Origin of the sequence: Streptomyces albidicamelliae (assembly GCF_025642175.1) — a bacterium.
GTDB classification, from domain to species: domain Bacteria; phylum Actinomycetota; class Actinomycetes; order Streptomycetales; family Streptomycetaceae; genus Streptomyces; species Streptomyces albidocamelliae.
On sequence record NZ_CP106795.1, the window covers coordinates 4,001,623 to 4,015,741 of the forward strand.

The following is a 14,119-nucleotide window of genomic DNA, read 5'->3' on the forward strand; positions in this document are numbered from 1 at the left end:
TCGTCGTCGTGCGCCTACTTCCCTCCCATCACCCCGCCGGCCAGGCCGATCACGACGGGCACGACGCCGATCGCGATGAAGGCCGGCAGGAAGCACAGCCCGACCGGCGCGGAGATCAGTACGGCCGCCCTGCGCGCCCGGACCGTCGCGGCGCGGGCCCAGTCCGCGCGTGCGTCCGAGGCGAGACGGGCGACCGGGCCGGCCGCCGGCAGTCCGGTCTCGTCGGCCCGCTCCAGCAGCCGGGCCAAGGGCCTGGCTCCGGGCAGCGCGGCCAACCGCTTCCAGGAGTCGCCCGGTTCGCCGCCCAGCCGTACCTCCGCCGCGCCCCGTGCCAGTGCTTCGCCGACCGGACCGCCGAGGGCCTCCCCACCGCCTGGGCGGCGACCACCGGACCGGCACCGGCCGCGATGCAGGCGGCCAGCAGGTCCGCCGCGAGCGGAAGTTGGCGCGCGGACCCGGCGGTGTCGATCTCCTGGGCCCGCCCGGCCGACGCTCTGCGCTCGCGCCACCGCCACAGCACCACACCCACCACCAGCGCCGACAGCGCCCCGGTGACCCCACCGACCAGCACCCAGACACCGCCCGCCGCGCCGACGAGGGGCAGGCACCTTCGCAGCCCGTCCGGCACCGCGAACGCCGTTGCGTGTGACGGCGCTTCGAGGCCCAGCAGGTCGGCCATCCGGCGCCGTACCCGCCGTCGCCGTCGCGCGATCTCCAGGCGCCGCAGACCCCAGCCGACAGCCGGCACCACGGCCCCGGCCATCCCCAGCCTGTGGACGATTTCCCCGCTCATTCCACCCTCCCGTTCCGTACGACCCGCCCGATTCCCGACCTTTCGGCCGCATCCACCCCGCGAAGACCCGGCCGTCCCCGCCGCGCCACCCGGGCAGCCCTCACACCGCTTCCGCTCCTCGCACGATCCGCGTCGCCCACCACGTCCCGGCCGCCTCCAGCACCGCGCCGGTCACCAGGCAGCCGAGGCCGGCGCCGGTGTGCAGGAGGACGTGCAGCGGGTCGGCGCCCATGGCCGCGCCGAGTAGCAGCCCCAGCACGGGGAGGGCGGCCAGCAGCACCGCGGTCGCACGGGCGCCGGACAACTGCGCGCGCAGGTCGGCACGCTGGTCCCGCTCGGCCCGCAGGGCCGCGTCCAGCCGGTCCAGGCCGGCCGCCAGTCCCGCGCCCTGGTCCACGGCCACCCGCCAGCACGCGGCGAGCCCGCGAAGCCCCTCGGCGCCCGGCTGCCGGGCCGCCGCGGCCAGGGATCCGGGCACATCCCCACCGAACCGGGCGGCCGCGACCACGGCCGACCGCGCCTCGCCGAGCCCGCCGGAGTCCCGCGCGGACCGCAGCAGCGCCTCCCCGGGCTGCCGTCCCGCCCGCACCTCCCCGGCGAGGGCCCCGCACAGGGCGATCACCGCGTCCGCCCGGCGCTCCCGGGCGCACCCTTCCTGGTGGGCCAGCCGCACGCGGCGCAGCACCGGCACCCCAGCCGCCCCCGCGACGACCGGAATCACCGAGGCACCCAGCAGGGCGAGCAGCAGCCCGGCCGCGAGCGCCCACCACTCGGGTCCGAAGCGGCCGGCCAGCCGCCGCAGTTCACCGAGAGCCCGCTTCCAGGAGGGCGGCCCGGCGGCCACCGTGCCCCCGCCGGCGAGCAGCAGCCGCGCGCGCCGCATCCCGTAGTGTCGTTCGCCCAGCAGCCAGGCCAGCGTCCCCAGGCAGATCAGCGCCGCCGCCAGCGACATCTCACCGGTCACTTCCGTCACCGTCCCCATTCGCTCGTGAGCCCGCCCGACAGGCCCAGCAGGTGCTCCAGTCGCTCCCAGCCGCGCTCCCGGGCGAAGGCCCGCTCGCCCCAGCGCAGTGCCGGCACCGTCCGCACCAGCCCCGCGGCCTCACGCTCCAGCACGTGCACCTCGGCGATCCGGCGCCGGCCGCACCGGTCCCGGACGAGGTGCAGCACCACGGAGAGGGCGGCCGCCAACTGGCTGTGCAGTGCGGCCCGGTCCAGTCCGGCGGCCGTGGCCAGCGCTTCCAGGCGGGCCGGTACGTCCCCGGCGGCGTTGGCGTGGACCGTGCAGCAACCGCCCTCATGGCCGGTGTTGAGCGCCGCGAGCAGGTGCACGACCTCCGGGCCGCGCACCTCTCCGACGACCAGCCGGTCGGGCCGCATCCGCAGTGCCTGCCTGACGAGGTCCTCCAGGGTGACCAGGCCGGCGCCCTCCTGGTTCGCGGGGCGGGTCTCCAGCCGTACGACGTGGCGATGGTCCGGCCGCAGTTCGGCGGAGTCCTCGGCGAGCACGAGCCGTTCGCCCGGGCCGACCAGCCCCAGCAGGGCGCTGAGCAGCGTCGTCTTGCCGCTTCCGGTGCCGCCGCTGACGAGGAAGGAGAGCCGGGCGTCCAGCAGTGCCCGCAGGACCACCTCGCCGCCCGGCGGCACGGTGCCCGCCTCCACCAGCTCCGCCAGGGTGAACGCCCGGGGCCGTACCACCCGCAGGGACAGACAGGTGCAGCCGACGGCGACCGGCGGCAGCACCGCGTGCAGCCGGGTCCCGTCGGGAAGCCGGGCGTCCGCCCACGGCCGGGCGTCGTCCAGCCGGCGTCCCGCCACGGCGGCCAGCCGCTGCGCGAGGCGCCGTACGGCCGCCGCGTCGGGGAAGGTCACCGGGGTCAGCTCCAGGCCGCCCCCTCGGTCGACCCACACCCGGTCCGGCGCGGACACCAGGACGTCGGTGACGCGCGGGTCGGCGAGCAGCGGTTCGAGCGGGCCCGCGCCGACCAGCTCGCTCCTCAGCTGCCGTGCCGCCCCGAGGACCTCGGCGTCGCCCAGCACCCGGCCCTGCTCGCGGAGGGCCTGCGCCACCCGCGCGGGGGTGGGTTCGGCACCGCTCTCGGCCAGCCGGCGCCGGACACCGTCGAGCAGGGCCGCGCCGTCGGCCCGGTCGAGGCCTGGGAGCGTCATCGGACCCCTCCCGCCTCGGCCAGGGCCCGCTCCCAGAAGTTCAGGCAGAAACGGGCGAGCGGGCCCCGTCCGGTGGCACCGGGTGGTTTCGCGCCGCCCTCGGGGCGCGACAGGGCCGGTTCGACCGGGATCTCGCCGGCCAGGGGCAGATCGAGCAGCCGGGCCACCCCGTGGTCGTCCAGACCGGGCGCGTACGGTCCGCGGACCGCCACCCGCACATCGCGGACGACCATGGCGACGGCGGACGCGACCCGCCCGGCGGCCGCGATCCCCCGCAGTTCGGCGGGGACGACGAGCAGGGCCAGGTCGAGCTGCGCGAGTGCTTCGGCGACCCCGTCGTCGAGGCGGCGGGGCAGGTCGACCACGACGGTTCCGCCGCGCCGCCGGGCGGCGGCGAGGACCGCGCGCACCGCCTGGGACGGAACGGCGACGCAGTCGCCGCGGTCCCAGCTGAGGACACGCAGGGCGTGCAGTTCCGGCAGCGACTCCTCCAGGGCGCCGCCGCCGAGCCGGCCCCGGGAGGCGGCGAAGGCGGGCCACCGCAGCCCGTCGGCGCTCTCGCCGCCGAGGAGTACATCGAGTCCGCCGCCGAGCGGATCGGCGTCCACGAGCAGGGTGCGCAGTCCCTCCCGCGCCGAGGTGACCGCGAGGGCGCAGGCCAGCGTGGACGCGCCGGCCCCGCCCCGGCCGCCGATCACCCCGACGGTGAGGGCGGGGCGGCCGACCCCCTCGGCGACGTCCGCGATGCGGTCGACCAGCCATTGCTCGCCGTCGGGAAGCATCAGGACGTGGTCGGCGCCGATTCCCACGGCGCGCTTCCACACCTCCGAGTCGTCCTGGTCGCGGCCGACCAGCACCACTCCGCGCCGCCGCGCGGCCCCGCGGATGCGACGGGCGGCGTCGTCGCCGACCAGGACCAGCGGGGCCGCCTCCCAGCCGTCGCCGTGTTCCGGAACACCGTGGTGGACCTCGGGCGTGGCGCCGGCCGCCGCGCACAGGCGCAGCAGATCGTCCAGCAGCTCGGCGTCCTCGGTGACGATGAGCGGACGCCCCGGCCGGCCCGCGCCGGTGGGCGGCGGGTCGTGGGTGACGATTCCGGTCACGTGTGTTCCCCCTTCGCTGCGTGCTCCACGCGGCCCCTGCGGCCACGGGAATCCCGACGATGTGAAGAACCGGCAAGCGGCCTCCATATGAGCGGCCGATAGGAACCGGCCAAACGCACTCCGGCAATCGGAACCGGCCATGAACTCGCCACGGCCGGGGTGCGCGGGAATCACGGTGCAGCGATCCGCGAAATCGTGGGGATCTTGGTCCAAAACGGTGGACAACCAGGGGGCTGTGAATATCGCCGTCACCCATACCGGTGAGCCCTGTGCGGTTGCCGTGCGAGTTCCTCAGCGCAGCGCAATGATTACCGTGAGTAACGAAACGCGGGCGCACGGAAGCCGCGGCCGGTACGCCACAGCATCGGTCGCGGAGCCCTGCGGGGAGCGGAGAGGAGCGAGAAAACCCACCCGGACATGCGACGACCCCCGCCGGGGGGGAGAGCGGGGGTCGTCCCCACGGCCGACTCGGGGGGGGAGGAGCCGGACCGGGTTAGCACGGTCGCGAACGATCCGTGACTTCCATGGTGTACCCGAGAGCCTTCTCAGGCAAACCCACGCGCCCCACCTTACGCCGAATGGTGGGCGCCTATGCTCAGGGGCGTGGAAAACCACTCCTTGCCCCGCGCCGCAGCCTTCTTTGACCTGGACAAGACGGTCATTGCGAAGTCGAGCACGCTCACCTTCAGCAAGTCCTTCTACCAAGGAGGGCTGATCAACCGCAGGGCCGCACTGCGTACCGCATATGCCCAGTTCGTCTTCCTGGCCGGCGGCCTGGACCACGACGGGATGGAGCGTATGCGTGAGTACCTGTCCACCCTGTGCCGCGGCTGGAACGTCCAGCAGGTGCGGGAGATCGTCGCCGAGACGCTGCACGACCTGATCGACCCGATCATCTACGACGAGGCCGCCTCCCTCATCGAAGAGCACCACATGGCCGGACGGGACGTGGTCATCGTGTCCACCTCGGGCGCCGAGGTGGTCGAGCCGATCGGGGAGCTGCTGGGCGCGGACCGGGTGGTCGCCACCCGCATGGTCGTCGGCGAGGACGGCTGCTTCACCGGCGAGGTGGAGTACTACGCCTACGGCCCGACCAAGGCGGAGGCGATCCGGGAGCTGGCCGCCTCGGAGGGCTACGACCTGGACCGCTGCTACGCCTACAGCGACTCCGCGACCGACCTGCCGATGCTCCAGGCGGTCGGGCACCCGCACGCCGTGAACCCGGACCGGTCACTGCGCCGCGAGGCGACCGCGCGCGGGTGGCCGGTGCTGGAGTTCCGGCGCCCGGTGCCGCTCAAGAAGCGGCTGCCCGGGTTCTCGGTCCCGCCCCGCCCGGCGCTCGTCGCCATGGCGGCCGTGGGAGCGGCGGCCGCCACCGCGGGCCTCGTCTGGTACGCCAGCAGGCGGCGCAGCACCGCCTGACCCTCGCGCCTCCCGCACACGCGCCCGGGCCTCCGGCATACGGCCTGGCGGCGGCCGCCCGGGTACCTGTGACGGGCGTCCGCTTCACCCCTGTTTGAACCTGAAAGTAAAGATGTGCGGGCAGGGGTTCCGCTTACTCGGGGGTCGCGGTACAAAGAACCTAGGCCCGCGAGACCAAAGGACATCCGCGAGGATCACCTACCACTACGCACTTGGCCCCACGGACCCCGCATGGACATCGGGCACCCACGCGACGTCGACCCGTCGATTACGGGCCAGCCGCACCAGGTGACGGGCAAAGCACCCCGGCCTGATGGGCACATATCGAGGACGCTTGGTAACCCGGTGAACATGCCAGCGGCGGTACGAGGAACTCGTACCGCCGCAACCCTTTTCCGGGAGTTCTCTCAGGCCGCGCCGCGCTGCAGCGCCTCGCACACCGCGGTCGACTCGCGCACGCCCAGCTCCACGGCCCTGCCGCAGTGGGCGATCCAGGCCGCCATACCCTCCGGGGTGCCGGAGACGTAACCGTCCAGTGCGGCCAGGTAGGAGGCGCGGCCCAGTTCGGCGTGCCCCACCTCGGCCGGGCAGACGGCCTTCGGGTCGAGACCGCTGCCGATCAGCACGATCCGCTCGGCCGCGCGCGCCACCAGGCCGTTGCGGGACGTGAAGGGGCGCAGGGCGAGCAGTTCGCCGTGCACGACGGCGGCCGTGACCAGGGCGGGCGCGGACGTGCCGGCGATGATCAGGTCCGCGAGCCCCTCGAGGCGGCCGGAGACCTCGGCGGCGTCCGGGAGCGGCAGCTCGACCAGCGGCTCGTCCACGGCCTCACCGGCCTGGCGGGGCCGGCCCACCCGCTCGTCGCCGTCCGCCGCTGCCACCAGGTGCAGCCGGGCCAGGACCCGCAGCGGGGACTGCCGCCAGATGGAGAGCAGCTGGCCGGCCTCGGCACCCAGGCGCAGGGCCGCGCCGACCACACGGGCCTCGTCGTCGGCACCGAAGTCGGTGCGCCGCCGCACCTCCTCCAGGGCCCAGTCGGCGCCGGACAGGGCGGCCGAACCGCGGGCCCCGCGCAGGGCGGCCTCGGAGGTGATCGCGTTGCTGCGGCGCCGCATGATCCGGTGCCCGTAGACCCGGTCCACGGCCTTGCGCACGGACTCCACGGATTCGGGCACGCCGGGCAGCGAGCCCAGGGCCGCGAGCGGATCGGCGGTCGCGCCTGTCGTACTCATGAGTACGACACTACGCACCCCGGCGGGCCGCCCCACGATGGAGTGGTCTTCTTCACTCCCCCTGCCACGCAGAGCTATCACCCGACTACCCTTGGTGAACATGAAAATTGCTTTCGTCGGGAAGGGCGGCAGCGGCAAGACCACGCTCTCCTCCCTCTTCATCCGGCATCTCGTGGCCGCCGGCGCCCCGGTCCTCGCGATCGACGCGGACATCAACCAGCACCTCGGACCCGCCCTCGGCCTCGACGAGGCGGAGGCGGCCGCGCTGCCCGCGATGGGCGAACGGCTGCCCGAGATCAAGGAGCATCTGCGCGGCAGCAACCAGCGGATCACCTCGTCCGCGACGATGATCAAGACCACCCCGCCCGGCGAGGGCTCGCGGCTCGTCCGGGTGCGCGAGCCCAACCCGATCTACGACGCCTGCGCGCGCCCCGTGGAGCTCGACGGCGGCGCCGTCCGGCTGATGGTCACCGGCCCCTTCACCGAAGCCGACCTGGGGGTCGCCTGCTACCACTCCAAGACGGGAGCGGTGGAGCTGTTCCTGAACCACCTCGTCGACGGCCCCGACGAGTACGTGGTGGTCGACATGACCGCGGGCTCGGACTCCTTCGCCTCGGGGATGTTCACCCGGTTCGACATGACGTTCCTCGTCGCCGAGCCGACGCGGAAGGGGGTCTCCGTCTACCGCCAGTACAAGGAGTACGCCCGCGACTTCGGCGTCTCGCTGAAGGTCGTCGGCAACAAGATCCAGGAGCAGGACGACGTCGACTTCCTGCGCGCGGAGGTCGGGGAGGATTTGCTGGTGACGGTCGGGCGCTCGGACTGGGTGCGCGCCATGGAGAAGGGCCGCCCGCCCCGGTTCGATCTGCTGGAGGAGGCCAACGCCGGCGCCCTGCAGACCCTGCGCGCCACCGCCGACGCCACGTACGGGCTGCGCGACTGGGAGCGGTACACCCGTCAGATGGTGCACTTCCACCTGCGCAACGCCGAGGCGTGGGGCAACGAGCGCACCGGGGCCGACCTGGCGGCGCAGGTCGACCCCGGGTTCGTGCTCCGCGAGGGCGTGGCGGCCGCGGTCTGACGCCTACTGCCTGACGGCCGGCGCCCCGGGGACGCCCTTGGGCGCCGGTGCCGGGCGGCCGGAGAGGAAGGACGCCCAGCCCTGCCGGGGTGCCTCGCCCACCTTGAGGGTGCGCATCTTCTGCAGCGTCCCCGGGTCCTGGGCGTCCAGCCAGTCGGCCAGCTGGTGGAAGGACACGCAGCGCACCTCGGGCTTGTTGCACACCTCCCGTACGACCTCCTCGACGGCGCGCATGTAGGTGCCGCCGTTCCAGGACTCGAAGTGGTTGCCGATGATCAGGGGCGCGCGGTTGCCGTCATAGGCCCGGTAGAAGCCCTTGATCAGGCCGTCGCGCATCTGGTCGCCCCAGTAGTCGTACATGTCCGGGTCGCCCTGGGTCTCGGTGCCGGACTGGCTGGCCATGAAGTTGTAGTCCATGGTCAGCTGCTCGAAGGTGTGGCCGGGGAAGGGCACCAGCTGCATGGACAGGTCCCACAGGCCCGCCTTCTTCTTGGGCCAGAGCTGGTCGTCGACACCGCTGGAGTCGTAGCGGAAGCCGAGCCGGCGGGCCGCCTCGGTGAAGTTCTTCTTCCCTTCGAGGCAGGGGGTGCGGGCGCCGATCAGCTCCTTGTCGTAGTCGAAGGGCAGGGCCGCCGCCTGCGTCATGCCGGTGTTGGTCTTCCAGTTCTTCACGAACTGCTTGGCCTGGGCGATCTCGCTCTTCCACTCGTCCACCGACCAGGTGCCGACGCCGCCCTCGGGCCCGCAGAAGTGGCCGTTGAAGTGGGTGCCGATCTCGTTGCCCTCCAGCCAGGCCAGTCGTACCTGCTTGAGGGTGTCGGCGATGCCCTGCGCGTCGTTGAAGCCGATGTCGGAGCTGCCCGGTGAGTGCTGCGGCGGCTTGTACAGGTTCCGCTTCTCCTTGGGGAGCAGGTACACACCGCTGAGGAAGTACGTCATGGTCGCGTGGTTCTCCTTGGCGACCTTGCGGAAGTGCGAGAACAGCTTCTGGCTGTCCTCACCGGCGCCGTCCCAGGAGAACACGACGAACTGGGGCGGCTTCTGACCGGGCTTCAGCCGTTCGGGGCGGGGCAGGTGCGGCTGGGTACCGGTGTACGCGGTGGATCCGTCGCCGATCAGCCGGACCACACTCTGGGGTGCGGGCGCCCCCTTCGGGCCGGACACCCCTTCCTTCGACGCGTGGGAGCCGTTCGCGCAACCGGCGAGCGACGCGGCACAGGCCGCGGCGACCGTGGCGCCGACGGCGATCCTCTGGGTGGCGGCCATGTTCCGCCCACCTTCTTCCTTCTCTCAGGCACACGCTGACCGTGGGTCATTTCTGCGCATGTGCCGGGCTTGCACCGACAGCGCCGCCAAGGTCGCACGGGACCGAGAAGGAATTAGTACGACAAGCCGATCAAATGATTACTTCGCTCGGCAGGGTGAACGGATGCGCCATTTGCCCCGAAAAGTTATGCATTGTCTTTACGTGGCATTACGGTTCATTTACCGAGCGTTGCTCCATCCCGCCGCTGCACGCCGTGACCCACGGCCGCGACCGACCCCCGCCCCTGGACGGGGGCCCCATCCAGTCCGCGACCGCGCCGCCCCGGAGGAGACGGGAACATGCCATCAGCCTGCGCACCCCCGCACACCGAGCACTCCCCGCCATCGCCCAGCCCCGCGCCGGGGCGCCGCCGCCTCCCGGTCGAGGGCGCCGACGTGTCCGCGGCCGTCGCGGTCTTCCTGATCGCCCTGCCGCTGTCCCTCGGCATCGCCCTGGCCACCGGCGCCCCGCTCCAGGCCGGACTGGTCGCCGCCGCCGTGGGCGGAATCGTCGCCGGCCGGCTCGGCGGCTGCCCGCTTCAGGTCAGCGGGCCCGCCGCCGGACTCACCGTCGTCACCGCCGACCTGATCCACCAGTACGGCTGGCGGGCCACCTGCGGCATCACCGTCCTCGCCGGTCTCGCCCAGCTCGGCCTCGGCTGCCTGCGCGTGGCACGCGGCGCGCTCGCCGTCAGCCCGGCCGTGGTGCACGGCATGCTCGCGGGCATCGGCATCACCATCGCCGTGGCCCAGCTGCACATCGTCCTCGGCGGCAGCCCGGACAGCTCCGTCCTCGCCAACCTGCGCGCCCTGCCCGCCCAGTTGGTCCGCGTCCAGCCGGCCGCCGTGTTCGTGAGCGTGCTGACGCTGGCCCTGCTGCTGGCCTGGCCTCGGCTGCCCGGCCGCGTCGGACGGGGGCTGCGCAAGGTGCCGGCCGCGCTCGTCGCGGTCGCCGGGGCCACCGTGACCGCCGCCCTGACCGGGCTGTCCCTGCCCCGGGTCGGCCTGCCGTCCTGGAGCAGCCACGCGCTGGCCGGGCTGCCCGACGGCCCGGTGCTCGGCGTGGTGGCCGCCGTGCTCACCACCACCCTGGTGTGCAGCGTGCAGTCGCTGCTCGGGGCGGTGGCCGTGGACAAGCTGGTCGCGGCGCGGCCCGGCGCCCAGTCCCGCGTCGGCCGGTCCGACCTGGACCGGGAACTGCTGGGCCAGGGTGCCGCCAACATCCTCTCGGGGGCGCTCGGCGGACTGCCGGTCGCGGGGGTCGCCGTGCGCAGCACGGCGAATGTCAACGCGGGTGCCGTCAGCCGGAACTCCACGATGCTGCACGGCGTTCTCGTAGTGGCGGCCGCGCTGCTGATGGTCCCGCTCCTGGAGGCGATCCCGCTCGCCTCCCTCGCCGCCCTGGTGATGGCCGTCGGCATCCAGATGGTGTCCCTGCACCACATCCGCACGGTGACGCGCCACCGCGAAGTGCCGGTCTACGTCGTGACCACCCTCGGCGTGGTGTCCTTCGGCGTCCTGGAGGGCGTGCTCCTCGGGGTCGCCGTGGCGGTCGCCGTCGCCCTGCACCGCCTCACCCGCACCCGCATCACCCACGAAGAGATGAAGGGAGTCCATCACGTACGCGTCCGGGGCCAGTTGACGTTCCTCGCCGTTCCCCGGCTCAGCAGAGCCCTGCATCTCGTGCCCCAGGGCGCCCACGCCGTCGTGGAACTGAGCGGGTCGTTCATGGACCACGCGGCGTACGAGTCACTGCAGGACTGGCGCAACACCCACACCGCACGGGGCGGTACGGCCGAGCTGTCGGGCCGGCGCGGGGGGATCCGGACCGCCGAGCCGGCCACGCACGCCGGCTGCCGGTGCGGCCCCTGGACGCCCTGGCGCAACCATCAGTCCTGCGTCGCGGCGGGCGAGAGCGCCCGCGCGCCGGAAGGGCGTGCGCCGAGAGGGGAGCTGGCGCGCGGCATCAGTTCCTTCCAGCGGAACACCGCGCCGCTGGTGCGCAAGGAGCTGGCGCGGCTCGCCCGGGAGGGCCAGCAGCCCTCGCAGCTCTTCCTCACCTGCGCCGACTCCCGGCTCGTCACGTCGATGATCACCGCCAGTGGTCCCGGCGACCTGTTCGTCGTCCGCAACGTCGGCAATCTGGTGCCGCCGCCGGGTGAGGAGCACGGCGACGACTCGGTCGCGGCGGCCATCGAGTACGCGGTGGACGTGCTGGGGGTGCGCTCCATCACCGTGTGCGGGCACTCCGGTTGCGGGGCCGTGCACGCGCTGCTGGCCGCGGAGACGAGGGGCGGGGACACGGACGGCGACACCACGGACGCGGACACCGCCGGCGCCGGCGGTACGGACGCCGGCCACGCGAGCACGGGCCGCGGTGTCGGCTCGGACGGTGTCAGCCCGGACGGTGTCAGCCCGGACGGCGTCGGCCCGGGCGGGGGCGCCGCCGCTGGTGACACCCCGCTGCGGCGCTGGCTGCGGCACGGGCTGCCGAGCCTCGCGCGGATGGCCGGTGACCGCCACACCCGGCCCCGGCTGGCCGGGCGGGCGCCCGCGGACGCGGTGGAGGAGCTGTGCCTGACCAATGTCGTCCAGCAGCTGGATCATCTCCGGGCGCACCCCCCGGTCGCCCGGGCGCTGGCCGGCGGCGCTCTCGAGCTGCACGGGATGTACTTCCACGTGGGCGAGGCGCAGGCGTATCTGCTGACGGGAACGGAAGGGGGCGGGGTGTTCGAGGGCGTCATGGAGGACCATCCGGCGGAGGTCGCCCCAGGACCGGCCGCGGGCTTCGAACACGGCGTGGAGGGGAACGTGGAAGGCGCCGCCGAGCAGGAGGAGGAGGTACGCAGTCCGGCGTGAGCGGCGGACCGCCGGACAGGTCTAAACCAATTTTTCCGTCGACCCTTGTCATCGCACCCCCGCGTCTGATGAGCTGTGGCCTGGGACACAACGGACACCCTTGGAAAGGGAGATGTCGTGAGCAACGAGAGCCTGGCCAACCTGCTCAAGGAAGAACGCAGGTTCGCGCCGCCCGCCGACCTGGCCGCGCACGCCAATGTCACCGCGGAGGCGTACGAACAGGCCAAGGCTGACAGGCTCGGCTTCTGGGCCGAGCAGGCCCGCCGGCTGACCTGGGCCAAGGAGCCGACCGAGACCCTGGACTGGTCGAACCCGCCGTTCGCCAAGTGGTTCAAGGACGGCGAGCTGAACGTCGCGTACAACTGCGTGGACCGGCACGTGGAGGCCGGGCACGGGGACCGCGTCGCCATCCACTTCGAGGGTGAGCCCGGCGACAGCCGCGCGATCACCTACGCGGAGCTGAAGGACGAGGTCTCCAAGGCCGCCAACGCCCTTCTGGAGCTGGGCGTCCGCAAGGGCGACCGGGTCGCCATCTACATGCCGATGATCCCGGAGACGGCGATCGCGATGCTGGCCTCGGCCCGCATCGGCGCCGCGCACTCGGTCGTCTTCGGCGGCTTCTCCGCGGACGCGCTCGCGACCCGCATCCAGGACGCGGACGCCAAGGTCGTCATCACGTCCGACGGCGGCTACCGGCGCGGCAAGCCGTCCGCGCTGAAGCCGGCCGTCGACGAGGCGGTCGCCAAGGCGGGCAACGTCGAGCACGTCCTCGTGGTGCGCCGTACGGGGCAGGACGTGGCCTGGAACGGCGAGCGCGACACCTGGTGGCACGAGCTCGTCGAGCGGCAGTCCGCCGAGCACACCCCGGAGGCGTTCGAGGCGGAGCACCCGCTGTTCATCCTCTACACCTCCGGCACCACCGGGAAGCCCAAGGGCATCCTGCACACCTCCGGCGGCTACCTCACCCAGACGGCGTACACCCACTGGGCGGTCTTCGACCTCAAGCCGGAGACGGACGTGTACTGGTGCACGGCCGACGTCGGCTGGGTGACCGGGCACTCCTACATCGTCTACGGCCCGCTGGCCAACGGCGCGACGCAGGTGATGTACGAGGGCACGCCGGACACCCCGCACCAGGGCCGGTTCTGGGAGATCGTGCAGAAGTACGGCGTGACGATCCTGTACACCGCACCCACCGCGATCCGGACGTTCATGAAGTGGGGCGACGACATCCCCGCCAAGTTCGACCTCAGCAGCCTGCGGGTGCTCGGATCGGTGGGCGAGCCCATCAACCCCGAGGCGTGGATCTGGTACCGCAAGCACATCGGCGCCGACCGGACGCCCGTCGTGGACACCTGGTGGCAGACCGAGACCGGCGCGATGATGATCTCGCCGCTGCCCGGCGTCACCGAGGCCAAGCCCGGTTCGGCGCAGCGCCCGCTGCCCGGCATCAGCGCGACGGTGGTCGACGACGAGGCGCGCGAGGTGCCCGACGGCGGCGGTGGCTACCTGGTGCTGACCGAGCCGTGGCCGTCGATGCTGCGCACCATCTGGGGCGACGACCAGCGTTTCCTCGACACCTACTGGTCCCGCTTCGAGGGCAAGTACTTCGCCGGTGACGGTGCGAAGAAGGACGACGACGGGGACATCTGGCTGCTGGGCCGGGTCGACGACGTCATGCTCGTCTCCGGGCACAACATCTCCACCACCGAGGTGGAGTCGGCGCTCGTCTCGCACCCGTCGGTCGCCGAGGCCGCCGTCGTCGGCGCCGCGGACGACACCACCGGCCAGGCGATCGTCGCCTTCGTGATCCTGCGGGGCACGGCCGCGGAGACCGAGGCGCTCGTCGGTGAGCTGCGCGACCACGTGGGCGCCACGCTCGGGCCGATCGCCAAGCCCAAGCGGATCCTTCCGGTGGCGGAGCTGCCGAAGACCCGCTCCGGCAAGATCATGCGCCGTCTGCTGCGCGACGTGGCCGAGAACCGGCAGCTCGGTGACGTCACCACGCTGACCGACTCCACGGTCATGGACCTCATCCAGACCAAGCTGCCGGCGGCGTCCAGCGAGGACTGACCGGCACAGGAGGACCCGAGGGGGCACCCGGACGCGATGGCGCCGGGTGCCCCCCCTCGGCGTCCGGGGGCGGATCACCGGC

At 73.1% G+C, this 14,119-nt stretch carries 9 protein-coding genes and 1 pseudogene; 4 read left to right on the top strand and 6 right to left on the bottom strand.

Annotated elements, in window-relative coordinates:
• Nucleotides 1-14: 14 nt before the first annotated feature.
• The 4 genes and pseudogenes from N8I86_RS18455 to ssd form a co-directional block, all read right to left on the bottom strand.
• Nucleotides 15-793: pseudogene (locus tag N8I86_RS18455) on the bottom strand (type II secretion system F family protein).
• Nucleotides 794-893: 100 nt separating this feature from the next.
• Nucleotides 894-1,775, bottom strand: coding sequence for a type II secretion system F family protein (locus tag N8I86_RS18460; protein ID WP_404830817.1), 882 nt, complete (start codon nucleotides 1,773-1,775; stop codon nucleotides 894-896).
• Entirely contained in the window at nucleotides 1,763-2,962 is a 1,200-nt protein-coding gene (locus N8I86_RS18465; RefSeq protein ID WP_263278254.1) for a TadA family conjugal transfer-associated ATPase, read from the bottom strand. Before N8I86_RS18465 ends, N8I86_RS18460 begins: the two co-directional genes overlap by 13 nt.
• Nucleotides 2,959-4,065, bottom strand: coding sequence for a septum site-determining protein Ssd (gene ssd / locus N8I86_RS18470; protein ID WP_263278255.1), 1,107 nt, complete (start codon nucleotides 4,063-4,065; stop codon nucleotides 2,959-2,961). Before ssd ends, N8I86_RS18465 begins: the two co-directional genes overlap by 4 nt.
• Nucleotides 4,066-4,656: 591 nt before the next feature.
• Between ssd and N8I86_RS18475 the strand changes: the two genes are divergently transcribed.
• A complete protein-coding gene (locus N8I86_RS18475; RefSeq protein ID WP_073901248.1) occupies nucleotides 4,657-5,487 on the top strand; it encodes an HAD family hydrolase in 831 nt (276 codons plus the stop codon).
• Between the two features lie 407 nt (nucleotides 5,488-5,894).
• Here N8I86_RS18475 and N8I86_RS18480 read toward each other — a convergent pair whose 3' ends face one another.
• Complete coding sequence (locus N8I86_RS18480) at nucleotides 5,895-6,719, bottom strand: Fic family protein (protein WP_073901249.1); 825 nt, start codon at nucleotides 6,717-6,719, stop codon at nucleotides 5,895-5,897.
• A gap of 100 nt (nucleotides 6,720-6,819) precedes the next feature.
• Between N8I86_RS18480 and N8I86_RS18485 the strand changes: the two genes are divergently transcribed.
• Nucleotides 6,820-7,800, top strand: coding sequence for an ATP-binding protein (locus N8I86_RS18485; RefSeq protein WP_198960550.1), 981 nt, complete (start codon nucleotides 6,820-6,822; stop codon nucleotides 7,798-7,800).
• Nucleotides 7,801-7,803: 3 nt separating this feature from the next.
• On the opposite strand, the gene N8I86_RS18490 is transcribed toward N8I86_RS18485, so the two are convergent.
• Entirely contained in the window at nucleotides 7,804-9,066 is a 1,263-nt protein-coding gene (locus tag N8I86_RS18490; protein WP_263278256.1) for a polysaccharide deacetylase family protein, read from the bottom strand.
• Between the two features lie 339 nt (nucleotides 9,067-9,405).
• Here N8I86_RS18490 and N8I86_RS18495 point away from each other — a divergent pair, with 339 nt between their 5' ends.
• On the top strand, nucleotides 9,406-11,964 hold the full coding sequence (locus N8I86_RS18495; RefSeq protein WP_263278257.1) for a SulP family inorganic anion transporter: 2,559 nt from the start codon (nucleotides 9,406-9,408) through the stop codon (nucleotides 11,962-11,964).
• 117 nt (nucleotides 11,965-12,081) lie between these two features.
• The gene (gene acs, locus N8I86_RS18500) at nucleotides 12,082-14,037 is read left to right on the top strand and encodes an acetate--CoA ligase (RefSeq protein WP_073901251.1); all 1,956 of its coding nucleotides are present in this window, start codon (nucleotides 12,082-12,084) and stop codon (nucleotides 14,035-14,037) included.
• Nucleotides 14,038-14,119: the final 82 nt, after the last annotated feature.

What these genes read in the sequence shown, in the direction of transcription:
- N8I86_RS18475 (WP_073901248.1), top strand. Translation starts at nt 4,657, where the DNA reads ATGCTCAGGGGCGTGGAAAACCACTCCTTGCCCCGCGCCGCAGCCTTC.
- N8I86_RS18495 (WP_263278257.1), top strand. Translation starts at nt 9,406, where the DNA reads ATGCCATCAGCCTGCGCACCCCCGCACACCGAGCACTCCCCGCCATCG.
- N8I86_RS18465 (WP_263278254.1), bottom strand. Translation starts at nt 2,962, where the DNA reads ATGACGCTCCCAGGCCTCGACCGGGCCGACGGCGCGGCCCTGCTCGAC.
- N8I86_RS18480 (WP_073901249.1), bottom strand. Translation starts at nt 6,719, where the DNA reads ATGAGTACGACAGGCGCGACCGCCGATCCGCTCGCGGCCCTGGGCTCG.
- N8I86_RS18490 (WP_263278256.1), bottom strand. Translation starts at nt 9,066, where the DNA reads ATGGCCGCCACCCAGAGGATCGCCGTCGGCGCCACGGTCGCCGCGGCC.
- N8I86_RS18485 (WP_198960550.1), top strand. Translation starts at nt 6,820, where the DNA reads ATGAAAATTGCTTTCGTCGGGAAGGGCGGCAGCGGCAAGACCACGCTC.
- N8I86_RS18460 (WP_404830817.1), bottom strand. Translation starts at nt 1,775, where the DNA reads ATGGGGACGGTGACGGAAGTGACCGGTGAGATGTCGCTGGCGGCGGCG.